Source organism: Sphingomonas sp. S1-29 (assembly GCF_026167545.1).
Classification (GTDB): Bacteria; Pseudomonadota; Alphaproteobacteria; order Sphingomonadales; family Sphingomonadaceae; genus Sphingomonas.
The window spans coordinates 36152-56550 of the sequence record NZ_CP110678.1 but is presented as its reverse complement, the minus strand read 5'-3'; the positions used below and the strand labels follow the sequence as shown (position 1 = coordinate 56550).

General features: G+C 66.9%; 19 protein-coding genes. 14 read left to right on the top strand and 5 right to left on the bottom strand.

The window, feature by feature from the left end; translation table 11 throughout:
- Nucleotides 1-54: 54 nt before the first annotated feature.
- Nucleotides 55-1398: a transcriptional regulator PpsR gene (gene ppsR, locus OKW76_RS00275; RefSeq protein WP_265550107.1), complete on the bottom strand. Its 1344-nt coding sequence runs from the start codon at nucleotides 1396-1398 to the stop codon at nucleotides 55-57.
- A 131-nt stretch (nucleotides 1399-1529) separates the two neighbouring features.
- Nucleotides 1530-2336, bottom strand: a complete 807-nt coding sequence (locus OKW76_RS00270; RefSeq protein WP_265550105.1) for a cobalamin B12-binding domain-containing protein — start codon at nucleotides 2334-2336, stop codon at nucleotides 1530-1532.
- A gap of 301 nt (nucleotides 2337-2637) precedes the next feature.
- On the opposite strand from OKW76_RS00270, the gene bchF reads away from it, so the two are divergent.
- The 14 genes from bchF to hemA are packed head-to-tail and all read left to right on the top strand — an operon-like array spanning nucleotide 2638 to nucleotide 17892.
- Nucleotides 2638-3141 (top strand): 2-vinyl bacteriochlorophyllide hydratase, encoded by a 504-nt coding sequence (gene bchF / locus OKW76_RS00265; RefSeq protein ID WP_265550103.1) that lies wholly within the window; start codon nucleotides 2638-2640, stop codon nucleotides 3139-3141.
- The gene (locus OKW76_RS00260; RefSeq protein WP_265550101.1) at nucleotides 3138-4421 is read left to right on the top strand and encodes a ferredoxin:protochlorophyllide reductase (ATP-dependent) subunit N; all 1284 of its coding nucleotides are present in this window, start codon (nucleotides 3138-3140) and stop codon (nucleotides 4419-4421) included. Before bchF ends, OKW76_RS00260 begins: the two co-directional genes overlap by 4 nt.
- Before the next feature lie 4 nt (nucleotides 4422-4425).
- Nucleotides 4426-5982: a ferredoxin:protochlorophyllide reductase (ATP-dependent) subunit B gene (gene bchB, locus OKW76_RS00255; RefSeq protein ID WP_265550099.1), complete on the top strand. Its 1557-nt coding sequence runs from the start codon at nucleotides 4426-4428 to the stop codon at nucleotides 5980-5982.
- On the top strand, nucleotides 5972-9616 hold the full coding sequence (locus tag OKW76_RS00250; protein WP_265550097.1) for a magnesium chelatase subunit H: 3645 nt from the start codon (nucleotides 5972-5974) through the stop codon (nucleotides 9614-9616). Before bchB ends, OKW76_RS00250 begins: the two co-directional genes overlap by 11 nt.
- An 11-nt stretch (nucleotides 9617-9627) precedes the next feature.
- The gene (gene bchL, locus OKW76_RS00245) at nucleotides 9628-10512 is read left to right on the top strand and encodes a ferredoxin:protochlorophyllide reductase (ATP-dependent) iron-sulfur ATP-binding protein (protein WP_256506917.1); all 885 of its coding nucleotides are present in this window, start codon (nucleotides 9628-9630) and stop codon (nucleotides 10510-10512) included.
- A complete protein-coding gene (bchM, locus tag OKW76_RS00240; protein WP_265550095.1) occupies nucleotides 10509-11195 on the top strand; it encodes a magnesium protoporphyrin IX methyltransferase in 687 nt (228 codons plus the stop codon). Before bchL ends, bchM begins: the two co-directional genes overlap by 4 nt.
- Nucleotides 11192-12619, top strand: a complete 1428-nt coding sequence (locus tag OKW76_RS00235) for a BCD family MFS transporter (protein WP_265550093.1) — start codon at nucleotides 11192-11194, stop codon at nucleotides 12617-12619. The genes bchM and OKW76_RS00235 overlap by 4 nt, the downstream gene beginning before the upstream one ends.
- Nucleotides 12620-12632: 13 nt before the next feature.
- Complete coding sequence (gene puhA / locus OKW76_RS00230; protein WP_265550090.1) at nucleotides 12633-13406, top strand: photosynthetic reaction center subunit H; 774 nt, start codon at nucleotides 12633-12635, stop codon at nucleotides 13404-13406.
- Nucleotides 13403-14032, top strand: coding sequence for a photosynthetic complex putative assembly protein PuhB (gene puhB, locus OKW76_RS00225; protein ID WP_265550089.1), 630 nt, complete (start codon nucleotides 13403-13405; stop codon nucleotides 14030-14032). Before puhA ends, puhB begins: the two co-directional genes overlap by 4 nt.
- The gene (puhC, locus tag OKW76_RS00220; protein WP_265550087.1) at nucleotides 14029-14502 is read left to right on the top strand and encodes a photosynthetic complex assembly protein PuhC; all 474 of its coding nucleotides are present in this window, start codon (nucleotides 14029-14031) and stop codon (nucleotides 14500-14502) included. The genes puhB and puhC overlap by 4 nt, the downstream gene beginning before the upstream one ends.
- A complete protein-coding gene (locus tag OKW76_RS00215) occupies nucleotides 14499-14789 on the top strand; it encodes a hypothetical protein (RefSeq protein ID WP_265550085.1) in 291 nt (96 codons plus the stop codon). Before puhC ends, OKW76_RS00215 begins: the two co-directional genes overlap by 4 nt.
- Nucleotides 14786-15877, top strand: a complete 1092-nt coding sequence (gene acsF, locus OKW76_RS00210) for a magnesium-protoporphyrin IX monomethyl ester (oxidative) cyclase (RefSeq protein WP_265550082.1) — start codon at nucleotides 14786-14788, stop codon at nucleotides 15875-15877. Before OKW76_RS00215 ends, acsF begins: the two co-directional genes overlap by 4 nt.
- Nucleotides 15874-16656, top strand: a complete 783-nt coding sequence (gene puhE / locus OKW76_RS00205; RefSeq protein ID WP_265550080.1) for a putative photosynthetic complex assembly protein PuhE — start codon at nucleotides 15874-15876, stop codon at nucleotides 16654-16656. The genes acsF and puhE overlap by 4 nt, the downstream gene beginning before the upstream one ends.
- A 15-nt stretch (nucleotides 16657-16671) precedes the next feature.
- Nucleotides 16672-17892, top strand: coding sequence for a 5-aminolevulinate synthase (gene hemA, locus OKW76_RS00200; RefSeq protein ID WP_256506908.1), 1221 nt, complete (start codon nucleotides 16672-16674; stop codon nucleotides 17890-17892).
- Nucleotides 17893-17932: 40 nt separating this feature from the next.
- Here hemA and OKW76_RS00195 read toward each other — a convergent pair whose 3' ends face one another.
- The 3 genes from OKW76_RS00195 to OKW76_RS00185 all read right to left on the bottom strand — a co-directional run bounded on the left by OKW76_RS00195 (nucleotide 17933) and on the right by OKW76_RS00185 (nucleotide 20380).
- A complete protein-coding gene (locus OKW76_RS00195) occupies nucleotides 17933-18235 on the bottom strand; it encodes a hypothetical protein (protein WP_265550078.1) in 303 nt (100 codons plus the stop codon).
- A gap of 171 nt (nucleotides 18236-18406) precedes the next feature.
- Nucleotides 18407-19075 carry a DUF4197 family protein gene (locus OKW76_RS00190; RefSeq protein WP_265550076.1) on the bottom strand — a complete coding sequence of 223 codons (669 nt, stop codon included), beginning with the start codon at nucleotides 19073-19075 and terminating at the stop codon, nucleotides 18407-18409.
- Nucleotides 19076-19117: 42 nt separating this feature from the next.
- Complete coding sequence (locus tag OKW76_RS00185) at nucleotides 19118-20380, bottom strand: DUF3422 family protein (protein ID WP_265550074.1); 1263 nt, start codon at nucleotides 20378-20380, stop codon at nucleotides 19118-19120.
- Between the last annotated feature and the right edge of the window lie 19 nt (nucleotides 20381-20399).

The window sequence follows — 20399 nt, the reverse complement described above, 5'->3', positions numbered from 1 at the left end:
CAAACAAAATTGACAGTTCTGAGTGTAAAACTCACCGTCGCGGCAACGAGCCCGCTATTCAGGCTCGCTCGTGAGGCTCCCAAGCCCGTGACGGTGGAGCTTGGAATAGAGGCTCTGCCGGCTCACCCCCAGGATTTCGGCCGCCGAAGCGCGATTGTCCGACGTGTGCGCCAGCGCCGCCTCGATGCACAATCGCTCGATCAGATCGGTGCTCTCGCGGACGATCTCCTTGAGCGACATCCGCCCGACCAGCTCGGTCAGCTGCTCGACCGACCGCGGCACTTCGCGTCCGGGCTGCGCGGTATCGACCATGCGACGCGCGAGCGTGCGGATCGTGAAGCCATAATGCATCGACCCGTCGGTGCCCGGCACCGCGACCCCCGAAAGCTCGACCTCTTCCTCGCCGCCCGCACTGCCGCGAACGATCGTCGCGACGTTGCGTACCGTGCCGTGTTCGCGCAGCTGGGTTTCGATCACCTCGAGGTCAATCCCCGGGCGCCCCAGCCATTGGCCGAGCGAGCCGCCGGTCATCCGCTCGAGCACCGGCAGTTCGGCAAGTTCGAGGAACGAGGCGTTGGCGGTCAAGACGCGCATCTCCGAATCGGCGAGCACGAAGGCATCGGGCAGCGCATCGACGACATCGCGCAGCTGCACCGTCTCGCCCGGATCGGGGGTCACCACCGCCGCCGGTTCGATCCGCACCAGCAGCAGCGACGCGCGCTCCTGGCGGAAAAGGGTCGCGACGAATCGGCCCTCGCCGATGCCCTTGCGCAGCGCCATCGCCTCGGTCGGCGGGGTCGCCGACACCGCGGCGGCGCCAAGATAGGCCACCATGCGCTCGCGCTCGGCGGCTTCGACCAGGATCGTCGCGGGCTGATCGACCAGCGCACCGGGCTTGGCATCGACCAGCCGATGCGCGGCGACATTGGCCTCGCGGATCCGCCGAGTCGCGGCGTCGACAACCAGCACCGCCTCGCGCCCCATGTCGAACAGCAGCCGATAGCGTGCCTCGACCTGCCGCAAGCGGATATAGTCGCGCTCGAGCGATTGCTGTGCCTGGATCAACCGCTGCTGGGTCGCCGCCTGCGCGCGCATGTCGCGGCCGATCGCGATGACACGCCCGTCGTTACCGAGCGCCATCGCGAGATAGCGTACCGGCACTTCGCCATCGTCAGTCGTCTGGTTCACCTGGCGCCAGCGCGCGGGTGCCCCGGCTACGGCGTCGGCGAGCATTTCGTCGATCTTCGCCCGGCTGTCCTTGGTGACGGTCTCGCGCCAGTCGCGATTCGCCCAATTGCCGAACCCGAGCGCGACCATATCGCGCTCGGCAATGGCGATATCGAGGATCGTGCCGGCGCTGTCGAGCACCAGCGACACATCGCCCGCGGCCGCAAGCATCTGGGCGGCCGCATTCGAATCGAGCGGACCAGGATAGCGGTCAGGCTGCGAAAAGCCACTAGGGCCAGCGGGGGCGGGATGCCTGGTCATCGACGATCCGCAACGCTCCGCATGTAAGAGGAAGCCTACCGTCAGCCCCCGGTTTGAAAAGCGACGTCCTGTACCATGGCATCGGCAAGTGCCAATGCCGCACGCGCGTCGGGTGCAGTGCCGTCGGCACCTACATCGTCAACGAGCGCCGGATTTTCAAGGAAGGCAGGTCCGCCCACCAGCACGCGAAGATGCGGGTTGCGCGAGACGCTGCGCATCGCAAGGATCACCGATGGCAGCGCGCCGATATGGCACTCGCTGCCGCCGGTCAATCCAGCAATGTCGAACCAACTCCCCGACAATCGCTCGCACAATAACGCCGCCGTGCTTTCGCCCAGCCGATCGGTGTCCCAGCCGGCGCGCGAGAAAACCTGCTCGATCACCATCGGTCCGAAGCTGTGCTGGTCGCCCGGCACCACCGCGAACAAGGCTCGGCGCACGTCATTGGCGCGACCGCCCGCCAATGGCACGCGGGCCGCGAGTTCGTGCACGACCTCCTGCAACCGCCACAGCCCCATCGTCACATCGACGAAATCGCAGCGATCGTCCTTCCAATATTCACCCAGCGTCCGCGCCGCGGGGGCGAGCAGGTCGAGCAGCAGGGCCTCGGCAGTCACACCGCGCGCAAGCATCGCTTCGACCAGTGCCAGCAGCTCGTCGGCCTCGACCTGCAGCGTCAATGGGGTGAAGGCTTCGACCTCCGCCGGCGAGATGACGGGCATCTCGACCGGCACTGCCTGGCCGCCGCTGCGATGCCGCGCACCCATCAGCCGCGGGATCACTTCGCATTCGATCAGCGTCGATAGCGCGACCGGGTCGGCGCGCTGGAATTGCGGCGAGCGGCGCATTGGATGCGACGGTCGCGCACCACTGCGCTCGCGCGAAACCATGGCGGGGGATATTTTTCCGGACGGGTAGGTCGATGCCATTCGTGCGGTCTCCAGCCACTATCGAAGCATACGCGATACTGTCGGCGCTCCACCTTTGGCTCCATCGACTCGGGCGATGCTATGCCTGTTACGGATGCATCACAACCCGCGAAACGCGCTGCACCGCACCACATGTAAAAATAATTGGACGTCAATTCTATTTGACACTTGTTGGCGTCAAGCTCATCATCCGGGCAACGAACGATGAGGTGAGGCAGCAATGGTTAGAGGCGGCGGCTCGGTCGGAAAGGAACGGCAACATCGGCCGCTCTACACGCCCGAACAGCGCGCCCGCCGCGACGCCAGCCGCTGGACGCTGGTTCAGGGATTGCTCGCCCCCGTCCAGTTCCTGATCTTCCTGGTGAGCCTGGCACTGGTGGTCCGCTACCTCGTGACCGGCGAGGGCGCGGGCGCCGCGACCGCCTCGATCGTCGCCAAGACGATCGCGCTCTACACGATCATGGTCACCGGCTCGATCTGGGAAAAGGTCGTGTTCGACAAATGGTTGTTCGCCGAAGGCTTCTGGTGGGAAGACCTGTTCAGCATGGTCGTGCTGGCGCTGCACACCGCCTATCTCGCGATGCTGTTCGCCGGAATCGGCACGATCGAGCAGCAGATGGCGGTCGCGCTGGCGGGGTACCTGGCGTATGTCGTCAACGCCGGCCAGTTCCTGTGGAAGCTTCGCGTCGCACGGCTTGAACAACCGCGGATGGTGCCGGCATGAGCCCCGCCTTCCCGCTCCCCGCGACCTCGGCGGTCGATTGCCCCCCGGTGCTGCGCGAGCGCGGCCAGCGCGAGGTATTCTGCGGCCTGACCGGCATCGTCTGGCTGCATCGCAAGGTGCAGGACGCCTTCTTCCTGGTCGTCGGATCGCGCACCTGCGCGCATCTGCTGCAATCGGCGGCGGGGGTGATGATCTTCGCCGAGCCGCGCTTCGGCACCGCGATCATCGAGGAGCGCGACCTGGCCGGACTCGCCGACGCCAATGAGGAGCTCGACCGGGTCGTCGATCGCCTGTTGGTGCGGCGTCCCGACATCAAGATGCTGTTCCTGGTCGGCTCGTGCCCCAGCGAGGTCATCAAGCTCGACCTGTCGCGCGCGGCGCAGCGGCTGTCGGCCAAGCACACCCCCAATGTCCGGATCCTCAGCTATTCGGGCAGCGGGATCGAGACGACCTTCACCGAGGGCGAGGATGCGTGCCTTGCCGCGCTGGTCCCCGAACTCGCAGCCGAACCCGCAAATGCGCCTCCCGCGCTGATGATCGTCGGGGCGTTGCCCGACATCGTCGAGGATCAGTTCCTGCGGCTGTTCGCCGAACTCGGCATCGGCCCGGTCCATTGCCTGCCCGCGCGCAAGGCCAATGCGATGCCGCCGGTCGGGCCGAACACCCGCTTCCTGCTGGCGCAACCGTTTCTCGGCGCGACCGCACTGGCGCTCGAGGAGCGCGGCGCGACGCGGATCGAATCGATTTTTCCCTTCGGTGCCGAGGGCACCACCGCCTGGGTCCACGCCGCGGCGCTGGCGTTCGGGATCGACGAAATGCACTTCCGCCGCGTGATCGCGCCGGGCCGCGAGCGTGCCAAGCGCGCGATCGAACATTGCCGCGAAAAGCTCGAAGGCAAGCGCATCTTCTTCCTGCCCGATTCGCAGCTCGAAGTGCCGCTCGCGCGCTTCCTGTCGAACGAGCTGGGGATGATCCCGGTCGAGGTCGGCACCCCCTATCTCCACCGCGCGCATCTCGCGGGCGAACTCGCGCTGTTGCCGCCGGGCACGTTGGTCAGCGAAGGCCAGGACGTCGATCGCCAGCTCGATCGTGTGCGTGCCGAGCGCCCCGACCTCACCGTCTGCGGTCTCGGGCTCGCCAATCCGCTCGAAGCCGAAGGGCTGACGACGAAATGGGCGATCGAGCTCGTCTTCTCGCCGATCCACGGCTTCGACCAGGCGGGCGACCTCGCCGAATTGTTCGCGCGCCCGCTGCGGCGGCGCGACGTGTTGCGGGTGTAGGGCGATGCAGCTGACCGTCTGGACCTATGAAGGCCCACCGCATGTCGGCGCGATGCGCGTCGCGACCGCGATGGAGGGCGTGCATTACGTCCTGCATGCGCCGCAGGGCGACACCTATGCCGACCTGCTGTTCACGATGATCGAGCGGCGCGCCAAGCGCCCGCCCGTCACCTACACCACCTTCCAGGCGCGCGACCTCGGCAAGGACACCGCCGAACTCTTCCAGACCGCGGCGCGCGAGGCGTTCGAACGCTATCGCCCGCAGGCGATGATCGTCGGTGCGTCTTGCACCGCCGAGCTGATCCAGGACGACCCCTCGGGACTGATGCAGGCGATGCAGCTGCCGATCCCGGTGATCCCGCTCGAACTGCCAAGCTATAGCCGCAAGGAAAGCTGGGGGGCGTCGGAGACCTTCTACCAGATCGTCCGCACGCTCGCCGATCGCGACGTCCGCCCCGCGCCGCGCGAGGGCCGTCGTCCGCGCGTCAACCTGCTCGGGCCGACGGCGCTCGGCTTTCGCCACCGCGACGACGTGATCGAAATCACCCGGCTGCTCGATACGATGGGCATCGATGTTCACTGCGTTGCGCCGCTGGGCGCTAGCCCCGCCGATATCGCGACGCTGGGCGCCGCCGATTTCACCATCTCGCTCTATCCCGAGACCGCCGACACCGCCGCGCGCTGGCTCGAGAAGACCTTCGGCCAGCCGGTCGTGCGCACCGTGCCGATCGGCCATGGCGCCACCCGCGAGTTCATCGCCGAGGTCGCCGCGGCGGCTGGCGTCGATCCCGCCGCCGCGCTCGACACCTCGCATCTTCCCTGGTGGAGCCGCTCGGTCGATTCGACCTATCTCACCGCCAAGCGCGTCTTCATTTTCGGCGACGCCACCCACGCCATCGCCGCCGCACGCGTCGCGCGCGACGAGCTCGGCTTCGCGGTGGTCGGGCTTGGCTGCTACAATCGCGAATTCGCGCGCGATCTTCGCGCCGCCGCCGCCGAGCACGGCGTCGAACCGCTGATCACCGACGATTATCTCGAGGTCGAGTCCGCGATCGCCGAGCTGCAGCCCGAACTCGTGCTCGGCACGCAGATGGAGCGCCACATCGCCAAGCGGCTGGGCATCCCCTGCGCGGTCATCTCCTCGCCGGTGCATGTCCAGGATTTCCCCGCGCGCTACAGCCCGCAAATGGGGTTCGAGGGCGCGAACGTGCTCTTCGATACCTGGGTCCATCCGCTGGTGATGGGACTCGAGGAACATCTGCTGACGATGTTCCGCGACGATTTCGAATTCGCCGACGGCGCAGGGGCGAGCCATCTTGGGCACGGCAAGGTCGCAGGGCAAACCCCGGCGGCAGTAGAGCCCGCCGCCGAGCAAATTCTCGTAGAGGCCGAAGCGCCAGCAACCGGCTGGACCCCCGAGGCCGAACGCGAGCTTCGCAAGATCCCGTTCTTCGTGCGCGGCAAGGCCCGCCGCAACACCGAAGCCTACGCCGCCGACCATGGCCTGCCGACCATCGGCCTCGACACCCTCTATGACGCGAAGGCGCATTATGCCCGATAGCGCACCGATCCATGTGGTCATCATCACGCTCGACAATCATCTGTCGGGTGCCGTCGAACGCGCCGCGGCGCGCTTTGCCAAGGATGGCAGCGGCATCACCATCGGCTTCCACGCCGCCGCCGATTGGGAGGCCTCCCCGCACGCGCTCGACACCACGCTCGCCGATATCGGGCGCGCCGACATCGTGCTCGCGACGATGCTGTTCCTCGACGATCATATCCGCGCGGTGATGCCCGCGATCACCGCGCGCCGCGACCATACCCAGGCGACGATCGGCATGATGTCGGGCGCCGAGATCGTGAAGCTCACCAAGATGGGCTCGTACCGGATGGACGCCCCCGCCAAGGGGCCGCTCGCCTTGCTCAAGAAGCTGCGCGGCTCGTCCAAGCCCGGCGCGTCGGCGGGCGCCAAGCAGATGAAGATGCTGCGCCGGCTGCCCAAGATGCTGCGCTTCATCCCCGGCACCGCGCAGGACGTGCGCGCCTATTTCCTGACGCTGCAATATTGGCTCGCGGGCAGCGACGACAATGTCGTCAACATGATCCGCGCGCTGGTCGATCGCTACGCCACCGGCGAGCGCGGTGGCGAGCGCGCACAGGCGCCGCGCGACTATCCCGAAGTCGGAGTCTACCACCCCGACCTCGCCGATCGCATGTCCGACCGGATCGAGGCGCTGGCGCCGGCCGAGGGCGCGATCGGCACCGTCGGCGTGCTGATGCTGCGCTCGTACATCCTGGCGCGCGACGCGGCGCATTATGACGGCGTGATCCGTGCGCTCGAGGCCAAGGGGCTGCGCGTCATCCCCGCCTTTGCCGGCGGGCTCGATTCGCGCCCGGCGATCGAGAAATTCTTCGTCCGCGACGGCGCGCCGATCGTCGATGCAGTGGTGTCGCTCACCGGCTTCTCGCTGGTCGGCGGCCCCGCATATAATGATTCGGACGCCGCCGAGGCGACGCTGACCAAGCTCGACGTGCCCTATGTCGCGGCGCACCCGGTCGAGTTCCAGTCGCTCGAACAATGGGGCGCCGCCCGCCAGGGGCTGTTGCCGCTCGAAGCGACGATGATGGTCGCGATCCCCGAGCTCGACGGTGCGACCGCGCCCTCGATCTTCGGCGGCCGGTCGGACGGCGCGGGCGTCGCCTGCACCGGTTGCCACCATGGCTGTACCTTTCCCACCGCGGGGCTGGTCCGCACGATGCATTCGTGCCCCGAACGTGCCGACGCACTCGCAGCCAAGGTCGCGCGCACGATCGTGCTCCGCCGCACCCCCCGCGCCGAGCGCCGGATCGCGACGGTGTTGTTCAACTTCCCCCCCAACGCCGGCGCGACCGGCACCGCGGCGCACCTGGCGGTATGGGAATCGCTCCACGCCACGCTGCTGCGGATGCGCGACGAGGGCTATACCGTCGACGTCCCCGCCGATGTCGACACGCTGCGCGACGCGGTGCTCAAGGGCAATGCCGAGCGCTTCGGCACCGACGCCAATGTCCACGCGCGGATCAGCGCCGACGATCATGTCCGCCGCGAACGCTGGCTGAGCGAGATCGAGGGCAATTGGGGTCCCGCCCCCGGCAAGGTCCAGTCCGACGGCCGCAACATCCAGGTGCTAGGTGCGCAATTCGGCAATGTCTTTGTCGGGGTCCAGCCGACCTTCGGTTGGGAGGGCGATCCGATGCGGATCTTGTTCGAGGGCCGCTTCACCCCCACCCACGCCTTCAGCGCCTTTTATCGCTGGCTGCGCGAGGATTTCGCAGCGCATGCGGTGCTGCATTTCGGCACCCATGGCGCGCTCGAATTCATGCCGGGCAAGCAAGCAGGAATGTCGGGCGCGTGCTGGCCCGAGCGGCTAATCGGCGACCTGCCCAATTTGTATATCTACGCCGCCAACAACCCCTCCGAGGGGCTGCTCGCCAAGCGCCGCTCGGGTGCGACGCTGATCAGCTATCTCACCCCGCCGCTGGCGCAGGCCGGGCTCTACAAGGGCTTGAACGAACTCAAGGCGCTGATCGAGCGCTGGCGGTCCTCGCCCGAGGGCGCCGAGCGGCTGGGGCTCGAACCGATGATCCGCGACTGCGCGGTCGCGCTCGACCTCGCGCCCACGCCATCGACGGTGGTGGCGATCGACCCGCGGCTTCGCGCCGAAGACGATGGCTGCGGCGCGACCGATGCGCTCGACATCGCGGCGCTGTCGGCGCGGCTGTACGAACTAGAATGCGAGCTGATCCCGCACGGGCTGCATGTCATCGGCAAGAAGCTCGACCCCGCCGAACGCCGCGCCTGGGCGAACCAGATCGCGGCGGGCAACGCCGACAGCGACGCGACCGAGATCGACCGGCTGCTCGAAGCCAATGATGAGCTCGGCGGCGTCATCCACGCGCTCGACGGCGGCTTCATCGCACCCGCCCCCGGCGGCGACCTGATCCGCAACCCGCAGGTGCTGCCGACCGGGCGTAACCTCCATGGCTTCGACCCCTTCCGCATCCCCGGTGCCTATGCCTGTGTCGAAGGCGTCCGCGCCGCCGAAGGGGTGATCGCGCGGCACATGGCCGATGGCGCGCCCTTCCCTGAAACGCTGGCGATGGTGTTGTGGGGCACCGACAATCTCAAGAGCGAAGGCCAGCAGGTCGCGCAGGCGCTCGCGCTGCTCGGCGCGCGTCCGCGCTTCGACGGCTATGGCCGGCTGAGCGGTTCGGAGCTGATCCCGCTCGCCGAACTCGGCCGTCCGCGGATCGACGTCGTCGTCACGCTGTCGGGGATCTTCCGCGACCTGCTCCCGCTGCAGACGCGGATGATCGCCGAGGCGGCATGGCTGGCGGCGAGCGCCGACGAGCCGCTCGAGCAGAATTTCGTCCGCAAGCACACGCTGGCGCATCAGGAAAAACATGGCTGCGACCTCGAAACTGCGGCGCTGCGCGTCTTCTCGAACGCCGAGGGGGCCTATGGCGCCAACGTCAATCAGATGATCGACGCCGGTGGCTGGAGCGACCCCGACGAACTCGCCGAGATGTTCGAGCGCAACAAGGGCTTCGCCTATGGCCGCAAGGGTGCGCCCGAGCGCCGCGCCGAATTGTTCAAATCGGCGCTGGCAGGGGTCGATGCGACCTACCAGAATCTCGACTCGGTCGAACTCGGCGTCACCGACATCGACCAATATGTCGATGCGCTGGGCGGCATGAGCCGGTCGATCGCGCGCGCCAAGGGCAAGGCCGCCCCGGTCTATATCGTCGATGCGACGCAAGGGACGGCGAAGGTGCGGACGCTCGGCGAGCAGGTCGATCTCGAAACCCGCACGCGGATGCTCAACCCGGTCTGGTACGAAGGGATGCTCAAGCACGGCTTCGAGGGCGTCCGCCAGATCGAGGGGCATGTGACCACGACGATGGGCTGGTCAGCCACCACCGGCCAGGTAGCCCCCTGGGTCTATCAGAAGATTTCCGAGACCTACATGCTCGACGACGCGATGCGCCAGCGCCTCGCGACGCTCAATCCCAAGGCATCGGCGCGTGTCGCCAGCCGGCTGATCGAGGCGAGCGAACGCGATTTCTGGCAACCCGATGCCGAAACCCTGGCTGCCCTCCATGCTGCGAGCGACGAGATTGAAGACATGCTCGAAGGCGTGGCGGCGGCGGCCTGAAAGGAACCAACATGGCACTCCACGACCCAATCCGCCCAGATGGCGACGGCAGCGTTCAGGTCCGGCTCGACCCGGTCGACCGCATCGGCAATGCCAAGGTTTTTGCGGTCTATGGCAAGGGCGGGATCGGCAAGTCGACCACCTCGTCGAATCTGTCGGCGGCCCTTTCGCTGCTCGGCAAGCGCGTGCTGCAGATCGGCTGCGACCCCAAGCATGACAGCACCTTTACGCTGACCAAAAAGCTGATGCCCACCGTCATCGACGTGCTCGAAACGGTGAACTTCCATCACGAGGAATTGCGGCCCGAGGACTATATGTTCGAAGGTTTCAACGGCGTGATGTGCGTCGAAGCAGGCGGCCCGCCCGCCGGCACCGGCTGTGGCGGCTATGTCGTCGGCCAGACAGTGAAGTTGCTCAAGCAGCATCATCTGCTCGAGGATACCGATGTCGTGCTGTTCGACGTGTTGGGCGATGTCGTGTGCGGCGGCTTTGCCGCGCCGCTCCAGCATGCCGAGCGCGCGGTGGTGGTCGCCGCCAATGATTTCGACAGCATCTTCGCGATGAACCGGATCGTCGCGGCGATCCAGGCGAAGTCGAAGAATTACGATGTGCGGATGGCCGGCGTGATCGCCAACCGTTCGGCGGCGACCGACGAGATCGACCGTTTCAACGAGGCCACCGGGCTCAAGCGCCTGGCGCATTTTCCCGATCTCGACGCGATCCGTCGCAGCCGGCTCAAGAAATGCACCCTGTTCGAGATGGAACAGACCCCCGAGGTCGCCGCCGCGTGCGACGAATATAAGCGCCTCGCCGCGCATCTTTGGGCGGGCACCGACGCGCTCGATGCCAAGGCGATGAAGGACCGCGACATCTTCGAATTCCTGGGGTTCGAGTGATGACCGCCACTTACGCCCGCTACCGCAGCCAGCTCGAAACCTATTTCGACCGCACCGCGTCGAAGACGTGGGAGCAACTGACCTCCGACGCGCCGGTCAGCCGGATCCGCGCGACGGTGCGGGCGGGGCGTGACCGGATGCGCGAGACGTTGCTCTCGTGGCTGCCCGCCGACATGACCGGGCTGCGGCTGCTCGATGCAGGATGCGGCACCGGATCGCTCGCGGTCGAGGCCGCCCAGCGCGGCGCTGATGTCGTCGCGATCGATATCGCGGGCAGCCTTGTCCATGTCGCGCGCGATCGGGCGCCGGCGGGGCTGTCGATCGACTGGCGCGTCGGCGACATGCTCGACCCCGCGCTCGGGCGCTTCGATCACGTGGTCGCGATGGATTCGCTGATCCATTATCCCGCGTTCGACATTGTCGACGTGCTGCGCAGCCTGTCCGAGCGCACTAGCGGATCGATCCTCTTCACCTTCGCCCCCGCCACCCCGATGCTCAACGTCATGCACGCGACGGGGAAGCTCTTCCCGCGCAGCGACCGCGCACCTGCGATCATCCCCGCGCGCGACCGGCTGCTGCGGACCTTGGTCGCCGGCGCGATCCCCGCCGCGCGCGTCGGCCGCACCCAGCGTATCTCGAGCGGCTTCTACACCAGCCAGGCGATGGAGATCGCGCGGGTATGATCGCAGGCGCCGCCCTTTGGAGCCGGATCGGCACGCAGTTCCTGCCGTTCGCCGACGCCGCGACCCCCGAATTGCCACTCGGGCGGCTGCTGCGGCTGTCGCTGTTCCAGGTATCGGTCGGCATGGCGGCGGTGTTGCTGACGGGCACGCTCAACCGCGTGATGATCGTCGAGCTCGGGATGAGCGTGTCGCTGGTCGCGGCGATGGTCGCGATCCCGCTGCTGTTCGCGCCCTTCCGCGCGCTCATCGGCCACCGGTCCGATCATCACCGCTCTGTGCTGGGGTGGAAGCGCGTTCCCTATATCTGGTTCGGCAGCCTGCTTCAGTTCGGCGGCTTCGCGATCCTGCCCTTCGGCATGCTGGTGATGGCGGGCGGCGGGCTCGGGCCGGGCGCCGATTGGGCGGGGCATATCGGCAGCGCGCTCGGCTTCCTGATGGTCGGCGCGGGCATGCACATGACGCAGACCGCGGGCCTTGCGCTCGCGACCGACCTTGCGCCGCTTGAATCGCGCCCGCGCGTCGTCGCCTTGCTCTACGTCATGCTGCTGGTCGGCATGCTGGTGAGCGCGATCGTGATCGGCCAGTCGCTGCGCGATTTTTCGCCCACCAAGCTGGTCCAGGTGATCTCGGGGGTCGCGGTCGCGACGATGGTGCTCAACATCATCGCGCTCTGGAAGCAGGAGGTCCGCAACCGCGCCGCCACCAGCGCCGAGCTGCCGCGCCCCGCCTTCTCGGCGCTCTGGGCCGAATTCATCGCCCGCCCCCGCGCCGCGCGGCTGCTGGTCGCGGTCGGGCTGGGCGCCGCGGCGTTCAGCATGCAGGACGTGCTGCTCGAACCCTATGGCGGATCGATCCTCAGCCTTTCGGTTTCGGCGACCACCTCGCTCACCGCCTTGTGGGCGGCGGGGATGCTCGGCGGCTTCACGATCGCCGCGCGCGCGATGAATGGCGGCGCCGATCCGGTGCGGCTCGCGGGGTTCGGCGGCGTGGTCGGGATCGGCGCCTTTCTTTGCGTGCTGTTCGCTGCGCCGCTCAACTCGGTGGCGTTGCTCGGCTTCGGTGCGGCGATGATCGGGCTTGGCGGCGGACTCTTCTCGGTCGGCACGATGGTCGAGGCGATGGGCATGGCCGAAGATGGCCGCTCTGGCTTGGCGCTCGGCGCTTGGGGCTCGGTGCAGGCGACCTGCGCGGGGGCCGCGATCGCGATCGGCGGGATCGCGCGCGACCTGATCTCGACCGCCGCAGTCGCCGATGGCTTCGGCGCGACGCTGGCCAATCCCGCGACCGGCTATGGTGTCGTTTATTGCGTAGAAATTCTGTTGCTCCTCGGCACGCTCGTCGCGCTCGGGCCGCTGGTCAGGGGGCGTATCGACGCCCCCCGCCCCGCCCCCGGCCGCTTCGGGCTCGGCCAGTTTCCGATCTGAAGGGAGAAGGCATGTGAACGTCCTCATCACTCCATATTTCGACGTGGCATTGCTCAGCCTGTACGCGTTCTTCCTCTTCTTCCTGGGGCTGATCGTCTATCTGCGCCGCGAGGATCGCCGCGAGGGCTATCCGATGGAAGACGAATTGACCGGACGGCTCGACACGCCGGGCGGCTTCTTCAGCGCCGATCCAAAATATTTCAAGCTGCCCTTCGGCCACGGCATCGTCTCGACCCCAACGCAGGGGCGCGAGCCGGTCGACATCGCCGCCTATCGCACCGATCGCTTCGCCGGCGCGCCCTATGCGCCGAGCGGCGACCCGCTGGTCGACGGCGTCGGCCCCGCCGCCTGGGTCGAGCGCGCCCGGCGCCCCGATCTCGATTATGAAGGCCATCCGCGGATCGTGCCGTTGGGCGGCAACAGCGACTTCTGGATCGTCAAGGGTGACCCCGATCCGCGCGGCTTCGATGTCGTTGCCGCCGATGGCGTCAGCGTAGGCAAGATCAGCGAGATCTGGATCGACAAGGCCGACCGGCTGATCCGCTACCTCACCGTCGACCTGTCGACCGTGCCCGGAAAATCGGTGCTCGCGCCAATGTTCATGTCGACGATCGAGGGCCGGCGCGGGCGCGTGGTGATCGACGCGATCAACGCCGCGCAATTCGCCAACGTGCCGCTCGCGGGTGCCGACGGCACGCTCACGCTGTACGACGAAGAACGTATCCAGGCCTATTATGGCGGCGGCTATCTCTATGCCAGCCGCGACCGTCAGGAGCCGATCCTGTGATCACCGAATATGAAATCGAGCCGGTTCCCGGCCTCCCCGCTCCGCTGCCACGCGGCGAACGCATCGTCTGGCAGGGCAAGCCCGAATGGCGGACGCTCGCGCGCACCGCGTTCCACACCCGGATGGTCGCGGGCTATTTCACGCTGCTGACGATCGTCGCGGCGATCGGATCGGGGGGCAATGTGTTCGGCATCGCGATGACCGCGCTGTCGGGCGTCGCCTGTGTCGCGCTGCTGTCGCTGATCGCCTGGGGCACCGCGCGCGGCGCGGTCTATACGCTCACCGACAAACGGCTCGTGCTGCGCATCGGCATCGCGCTGCCCAAGTGCATCAACCTGCCGCTGACGCTGGTCGGATCGGTCGATCTGGTCACCCGCGCCGATGGCACCGGCGATGTTGCATTGAACGTCACAGGGGCGCAGAACCTTGGTTATGTTGCGCTGTGGCCCCATGCCCGTCCGTGGAAGCTGTCGAAGCCGCAGCCGATGCTGCGCAGCATTCCCGAAGCCGAGCAGGTCGGCGCATTGATCGCGCGGCTATGCCTGGCGGCCAGTCCGCAGAGGCAGGCCAGCCCGGCGATACCGCAGCCTTCGGTGCATAGCTATGGCGAGGCGGTCGCGGCATGAGCGCGCACAGCCACGAGAACACCGTTCCGCGCGGCGCCTTGATGATGGTCGCGGTGCTGGTGGGGCTTGCGCTGGCGATGACCGCGGCGTTCCGCCTCGCGCAGATGCCGCCGACCGCGTCGCCGGTGCTCGAACGCGCCGCCGCTGGCGTCGCGGCGATCGACAGCCGCAGCCTGCGTTTCTTCGACCAGGCCGATGGCGGTGTGCTGATCGAGCGGATCGGCGAGACCCCCGCAGTGATCGAACCCGGCCAGCAGACGGGGTTCGTGCGCGGGGTGATGCGCGGCATGGCACGCGACCGGCGGATGCGCGGCATCGGCAACGAACCGCCCTTCACCCTCACCGCCTGGGCCGATGGCGGGCTGTCGCTCAGCGACCCCTCGACCGGACGGATCGTCGAGCTCAACGGCTTCGGCAACGACAACCGCGCGGCCTTTGCGGCCCTCCTCCAGCGGGGACCCGCGAAATGATCGGCCGCAAGCGCTTCGAGACCCCCTGCCGCATCGAGGTCGAGCATAGCGATGAGTTCCTCTGCGCGCATGTCCACTTGGCGGGCGGGGTCGCGCTCGAGCCTGGCGACAGCGTCCGCGTCCATGGCGCGCCGATCCACGTCGATTTCGGCGAGCGCCGCAGCTTCGACCGGATCGCCACCGTCGAACGCGCGAGCGTGGTCGAGCGGCTGTGGACCAAGTTCGCCGGTCATTTCGAAATGACCGAACTCTACGAAGTCAGCTTCAGCCCACGGAGCCTCACATGAACGCGATCACCGCCACCGTCGCCGCCGACACGCTGGTCCACGCCCCGCACGTGCCCGATACCATGGCGATCGCCGCCCAGGACACCGCGCTGTCGCCGCGCTTCTACACCACCGATTTCGACGCGCTCGACGCGATCGACGTGTCGAGCGTGCGCGCCGAATGGGACGTGCTGATCGCCGAGATGGCGGCCGATCCGCGCAAGGCGCATTTCAAGCGCACCCGCGCATTCGAAGGCGTGATCGAAGGCCTGCCTGACGGGCTTCGCGAAGAGTTCATCGACTTTCTGGTAAGCTCGCTCACCGCCGAATTCTCAGGCTGCATCCTCTATGCCGAGATCGCCAAGCGAACCAATAATCCCGATGTGAAGCAACTGTTCCGGCTGATGAGCCGCGACGAAAGCCGGCATGCGGGCTTCATCAACGATACGCTGAAGGACGCCGGGATCGGCATCGATCTGGGCTTCCTCACGCGCGCCAAGAAATACACTTATTTCCGGCCCAAATTCATCTTCTACGCGACGTATCTTTCCGAAAAGATCGGCTATGCGCGCTACATCACGATCTTCCGCCATCTGGCGCGCAACCCCGATCACCGCTTCCACCCGATCTTCAATTGGTTCGAGGAATGGTGCAACGACGAGTTCAGCCATGGCGAGGCGTTCGCGCTGCTGATGCGCGCCGATCCCAAGCTGCTGGCTGGCACCAACAAGTTGTGGATCCGCTTCTTCCTGGTAGCGGTCTACGCCACAATGTACGTGCGCGATCACAACCGGCCTGAATTCCACAAGGGGCTGGGGATCGACCCGACCGAATATGACTTGCAGGTCTATCGCGTCTGCTCGGCGATCACCCGGCAGGTGTTCCCGGTGGTACTCGACACCGACAGCGACGGCTTCCGCGCCGGGCTCGAGTCGATCCGCCGCGCGGCCTTGCGGATCGAGGCGGGCAAGCAGCAGGGCGGGATCGTCGGCGGCTTCCGGCGCGTAATTGGGATGGCTGCGGCGGGCATCGCCTTCGTCCGGCTCTATTGCCATCGTGCCGAGCGCAACCAGGCGCCGGCCAGCGTTCGGATGGTGCCCGCCTGGTGACCTTTCCGCCGCTTCTATTCGCACTGCTCATGTGGTTCGTCGGCACCGCCGCAGTGGTCTGGCTCGACAGCCGACCGCGCGCGACCTTCCGCACCAGCTTTCGGCTGGCGGGCGTCGCGGCGCTGGCGGCGACGGGTGCGATCTGGTGGGTGGCGCGCGATGCCAGCGCGAGCGGCGCCTATATCGGTTTTGCCGCGGCGATCGTGATCTGGGGCTGGCACGAGATGGGGTTCCTCATGGGCTTCGTCGCGGGGCCGCGCCGCACCCCCTGCCCCGCCGGCGCCACCGGCATGGCACGCTTCCGCGCCGCGACCGAGACGGTGATCCACCACGAGGTCGCGCTAGCCGCCACCGCGATCGCACTCTTCGTGCTGTGCTGGGGCCAGCCCAACCAGGCCGCGCCGCTTACCTTTGCATTGCTGTTCGCGCTGCGGCTGTCGGCCAAGATCAACCTGTTCCTGGGCGTCGCGAACCTGTCCGACGAGATCTTCCCGGCGCATCTGGCCTATCTCAAGACTTATTTCGGCACGCGGCCGATCAACGCCTGGTATCCCGTCTCGCTGGCGCTCGGCGTCGCGCAGGTGATCTGGGCGTGGAACTTCGCGCAGGGCTCGGGCGGGGGCGCGGCGATCACCGCGATGCTGCTGGTCGGCCTGGGTGCGCTCGGCGTGGTCGAGCATCTGTTTCTGGTCCTGCCGCTGCGCGACGGGAAAATGTGGGTCTGGGCCTCGGCCGCAAAGCCCAAAAACAAGGCGGTTCGAACCGCCACACTGGATTGATTGGGGAGGTATCGCATGGACTATGAAGCGTTTTTCCAGACCGAACTGGATGTCCTGCGCGAAGACGGCCGGTATCGCGTATTCGCCGAACTAGAACGCAAGGCAGGTGCTTTCCCGCACGCCACCTGCTTCAACCATGAAGGCGTCGACAAGGTCACCGTGTGGTGCTCGAACGACTATCTCGGCATGGGCCAGCATCCGGCGGTGCTGAGCGCGATGCACGAAACGCTCGACCGCTGCGGTGCGGGCGCCGGCGGCACGCGCAATATTTCGGGCACAACGCATGCGCATGTCGAGCTCGAGCGCGAGCTGGCCGATCTGCACGGCAAGGAATCGGCATTGTTGTTCACCAGCGGCTATGTCTCGAACTGGGCGGCACTCTCGACGCTCGCCGCGCGCATCCCCGGCTGCATCGTGCTCTCGGACGCGCTCAACCATGCCAGCATGATCGAGGGCATCCGCCACAGCCGCGCCGAATGCCATCGCTTCGCGCATAACGACCCCGAGGATCTCGACCGCCGCCTGTCGGCAATGGACCCCGACCGGCCCAAATTGGTGGTGTTCGAAAGCGTCTATTCGATGGACGGCGACATCGCGCCGATCGAGGAAATCCTCGACGTGTGCGAACGTCATGGCGCGATGAGCTATATCGACGAAGTCCATGGCGTCGGGCTGTACGGCCCGCGCGGCGGCGGCGTCGCCGAAGCGCGCGGTTTGATGGACCGGATCACCGTCATCGAAGGAACGCTGGGCAAGGCGTTCGGGGTGATGGGCGGCTATATCGCGGGATCGGCGGCGGTGTGCGATTTCGTTCGCAGCTTCGCCAGCGGCTTCATCTTCACGACGGCCTTGCCCCCGGCGCTGGCTGCGGGCGCCGCCGCCAGCATCCGCCACCTCAAAACCAGCCAGGTCGAGCGCGAGCGCCACCAGGAACGCGTCGCCTATGTCCGCCGCCGGCTCGACGCGATCGGTATCCCGACGATCGAGAACCCCAGCCACATCATCCCGGTGATGGTGGGCGACGCCAAAAAGTGCAAACGCATCAGCGATTGGCTGATGGAGCATCACGGCATCTATGTGCAGCCGATCAACTACCCCACCGTCCCGGTCGGCACCGAGCGGCTGCGGCTGACCCCATCGCCGGTCCATTCGGACGACGATATCGACCGGCTGGTGCGCGGATTGAGCGAAATCTGGTCGATGTGCGAACTCGCGCGGCGCGAGATGGCGGCCTAGCGGCTGGAGGGCAACACGACCCCGTTGCCCCCGCTATTTGTTATCCGCAGGCCAGAAGGCAAACTTGATAAGCGGCTTTGGCGCGCTTCGCGCAACTCCTGCTGCCTGAAATCGAGCATGCCAGTCGTGCGAGTTCGTAGGCAACCGTGCACGCCGCTTCGCAATCGGAGGCGCCAGCCATCGGTTCGACATCAGTGTCGGTCAAGCTCGTTGCGGCTTCATCGGCCACGAACCGGTCGCCTTCCTTCATCAACCCACATTTGACGAAGAACTCTCGGGTCGCCTCCAACGACGTCTCATCGTCGGCCATAACACTGGGGTGCAAGGGAACGTCGGTCATCATGATCTCCGGATGATGTGCAGGGTCGTCGCGGTTCGCGACCAGTCGAGCATATCATCGGCTTATTTCGAATTACGGGTCAACCATGTCCGTTATGGACATTGCAAACAGCAGTATTCGAAAACAAAGCAACCAAGCGCAATTTTATAGCCTAGGCGGCACAGTCGTCGCAACCTAGCCGCTACCCGCGGCGAGCAACGCCAGGATCGCGGGATCGCGCGTCGCCTGCGGGTTGGCGCGGATCCCCGCCTCTTCGCGGCCGATCGCACGGAAGATGCTGCGGCTGGCGAGCGCCGAGGCGCTGCGTGCGAGGCCAGCATAATTCGGGCCGCCGCCCGCCCCCGCGATCGCGCCGAGGATTTCGACGACATCGCCCGACAGCCCCAGCGAGAATTCGGGGAACATCGCTTCGATCAGCCTGTCGCCCACCTGCGCCTCGAGCAGGTCGGTCGCCGCGGTCGGGCCGCCACGCGCGATCGCCAGCGCATCGGCGAACGACATCCGGCGGATCGTATCGATGACGATCGGCGCGGCGCGATCGGCGGCTTCGACCGCGATCTCGTTCATCGCCATCGCGAGCTGGCGGCGTACCGCGTTGGTGCGCAACACCGCGCTCAGCACGCCGTCACCGCCGCTGGCGGGGGGCACGATCCGGGTGAGCTGATCGTCGTAGAACCCGCCGGGCATCGTCAACCGGGCAAAGGCGCGCTGGCTCGACAGGCTGAGCAGCCGGTACACGCCCTCTTCGAGCGACAAGGCGCCGATCGGCCCCGCGCACCCCGCGGCAAGCGCGATGGGCGACAGCAGCGCGGTGCGCAGCAACGAACGGCGATCGATTTCCATGCACCTCCTATCGCGAGCAATGGCTGAACCGGCGATGAGCCGCTATTCGGCGAAGCCCTTGCGCAGCCGCCGCGCCATCCACCACACCGCCAGCATCACCACCGGCACCGCACCGGCGACGATATAGGGCTTGGCCTCGGCGCCCGCGGGATAGGCGAGATAGCCGATCAGCGAGACGAGATAATAGCTGATCGCGACCACCGACAGCCCCTCGACCGCCTGTTGCAGCCGCAGCTGCAATTGGGTGCGGCGGTCCATCGATTCGAGCAGGTCGCGGTTCTGCTTGGCGAGCGCAATGTCGATCCGGGTGCGCAGCAGCGAGCTGGTCCAGGCGGTGCGCTGCGACAGGTCCTCGAGCCGGTTCGAAAAGCTAGCGCAGGTCCGCACCGCGGGCACCAGCCGCCGTTCGGTAAAGTCGGCCAGCGTCTGGAAGCCGCGCACCGGGCCGATCCCCAGACTGCGCAGCCGCTCCATGCTGAGCTCGGCATAGGCGCGCGTCGCGCTCATCCGGTAGCGCGTGGCGGCCACCAGCCGCGCCAGCTCGGCTGCGACCGAGGTGAGTTCGTCGAGCAGCGCGTCATCGTCGGTGCTGCGTTCGGACACTTCGTGCGTCAGCGCCGACAGCCGCGCCTCGATCGCGGTGACTTCCGGGGTCAGCCGCTGCGCCATTGGCAGCCCAAGCAGCGCCATGTTGCGGTAATTGCCGAGTTCCTGCAGGCGGACGACCAATTGCGCTGCCTCATCGCCCTCCAGCGATACATCGTCGATGAGCAGCCGTCCGAAACCGTCGGAATGCAGCATGAAGTCCGACGCGATCCGCGCCTTGCCCTCGGCGACCTCGCACACGACGATCGCCGATGGATCGAACCAAGTCGCCAATGTCTCACGCGGCGGCATGCCATCGGCCTGCCTGAGCACCGCAATCTGTGTCGCGCGGATGACCTGGCCCGGCAGGCCGATCAGGATCGACGCCGCTTCGCCATCGAACACCCCGGTGTCGAACGGATCGGCGAACGCGCCTTCCAGGATCAGCGTGAAGCTCGCGAATTCGGTATGCCCTTCCCACACCAAAGTGAACGGTCCGATCGGCAGCACCGCATAGCGCGACGCCGGCGCGATCGTCTGGCCATGCGCGGTGGCGATATCCTCGATATAGGCGCGGCTCTCGCGCGCCGCGGCGTCGCCGAGCAGCGTCACGATCTGAAGCAAGCGACACGGGCTGCCAAAGCGCGGTAGCCGGCGGACATGCATCTCGGCCGAAAGGCTGGCGCGCAGCGGATGGCTGCGGTTGCTCAGGTCATGCATTGGACCTCCGGCGAGTTCA

What these genes read in the sequence shown, in the direction of transcription:
- OKW76_RS00215 (WP_265550085.1), top strand. Translation starts at nt 14,499, where the DNA reads ATGATCGGCCGCAAGCGCTTCGAGACCCCCTGCCGCATCGAGGTCGAG.
- bchL (WP_256506917.1), top strand. Translation starts at nt 9,628, where the DNA reads ATGGCACTCCACGACCCAATCCGCCCAGATGGCGACGGCAGCGTTCAG.
- OKW76_RS00190 (WP_265550076.1), bottom strand. Translation starts at nt 19,075, where the DNA reads ATGGAAATCGATCGCCGTTCGTTGCTGCGCACCGCGCTGCTGTCGCCC.
- bchB (WP_265550099.1), top strand. Translation starts at nt 4,426, where the DNA reads ATGCAGCTGACCGTCTGGACCTATGAAGGCCCACCGCATGTCGGCGCG.
- OKW76_RS00270 (WP_265550105.1), bottom strand. Translation starts at nt 2,336, where the DNA reads ATGCGCCGCTCGCCGCAATTCCAGCGCGCCGACCCGGTCGCGCTATCG.
- bchF (WP_265550103.1), top strand. Translation starts at nt 2,638, where the DNA reads ATGGTTAGAGGCGGCGGCTCGGTCGGAAAGGAACGGCAACATCGGCCG.
- OKW76_RS00235 (WP_265550093.1), top strand. Translation starts at nt 11,192, where the DNA reads ATGATCGCAGGCGCCGCCCTTTGGAGCCGGATCGGCACGCAGTTCCTG.
- hemA (WP_256506908.1), top strand. Translation starts at nt 16,672, where the DNA reads ATGGACTATGAAGCGTTTTTCCAGACCGAACTGGATGTCCTGCGCGAA.
- OKW76_RS00260 (WP_265550101.1), top strand. Translation starts at nt 3,138, where the DNA reads ATGAGCCCCGCCTTCCCGCTCCCCGCGACCTCGGCGGTCGATTGCCCC.
- acsF (WP_265550082.1), top strand. Translation starts at nt 14,786, where the DNA reads ATGAACGCGATCACCGCCACCGTCGCCGCCGACACGCTGGTCCACGCC.
- ppsR (WP_265550107.1), bottom strand. Translation starts at nt 1,398, where the DNA reads ATGCTTGCGGCCGCGGGCGATGTGTCGCTGGTGCTCGACAGCGCCGGC.
- puhC (WP_265550087.1), top strand. Translation starts at nt 14,029, where the DNA reads ATGAGCGCGCACAGCCACGAGAACACCGTTCCGCGCGGCGCCTTGATG.
- OKW76_RS00185 (WP_265550074.1), bottom strand. Translation starts at nt 20,380, where the DNA reads ATGCATGACCTGAGCAACCGCAGCCATCCGCTGCGCGCCAGCCTTTCG.
- OKW76_RS00250 (WP_265550097.1), top strand. Translation starts at nt 5,972, where the DNA reads ATGCCCGATAGCGCACCGATCCATGTGGTCATCATCACGCTCGACAAT.
- OKW76_RS00195 (WP_265550078.1), bottom strand. Translation starts at nt 18,235, where the DNA reads ATGATGACCGACGTTCCCTTGCACCCCAGTGTTATGGCCGACGATGAG.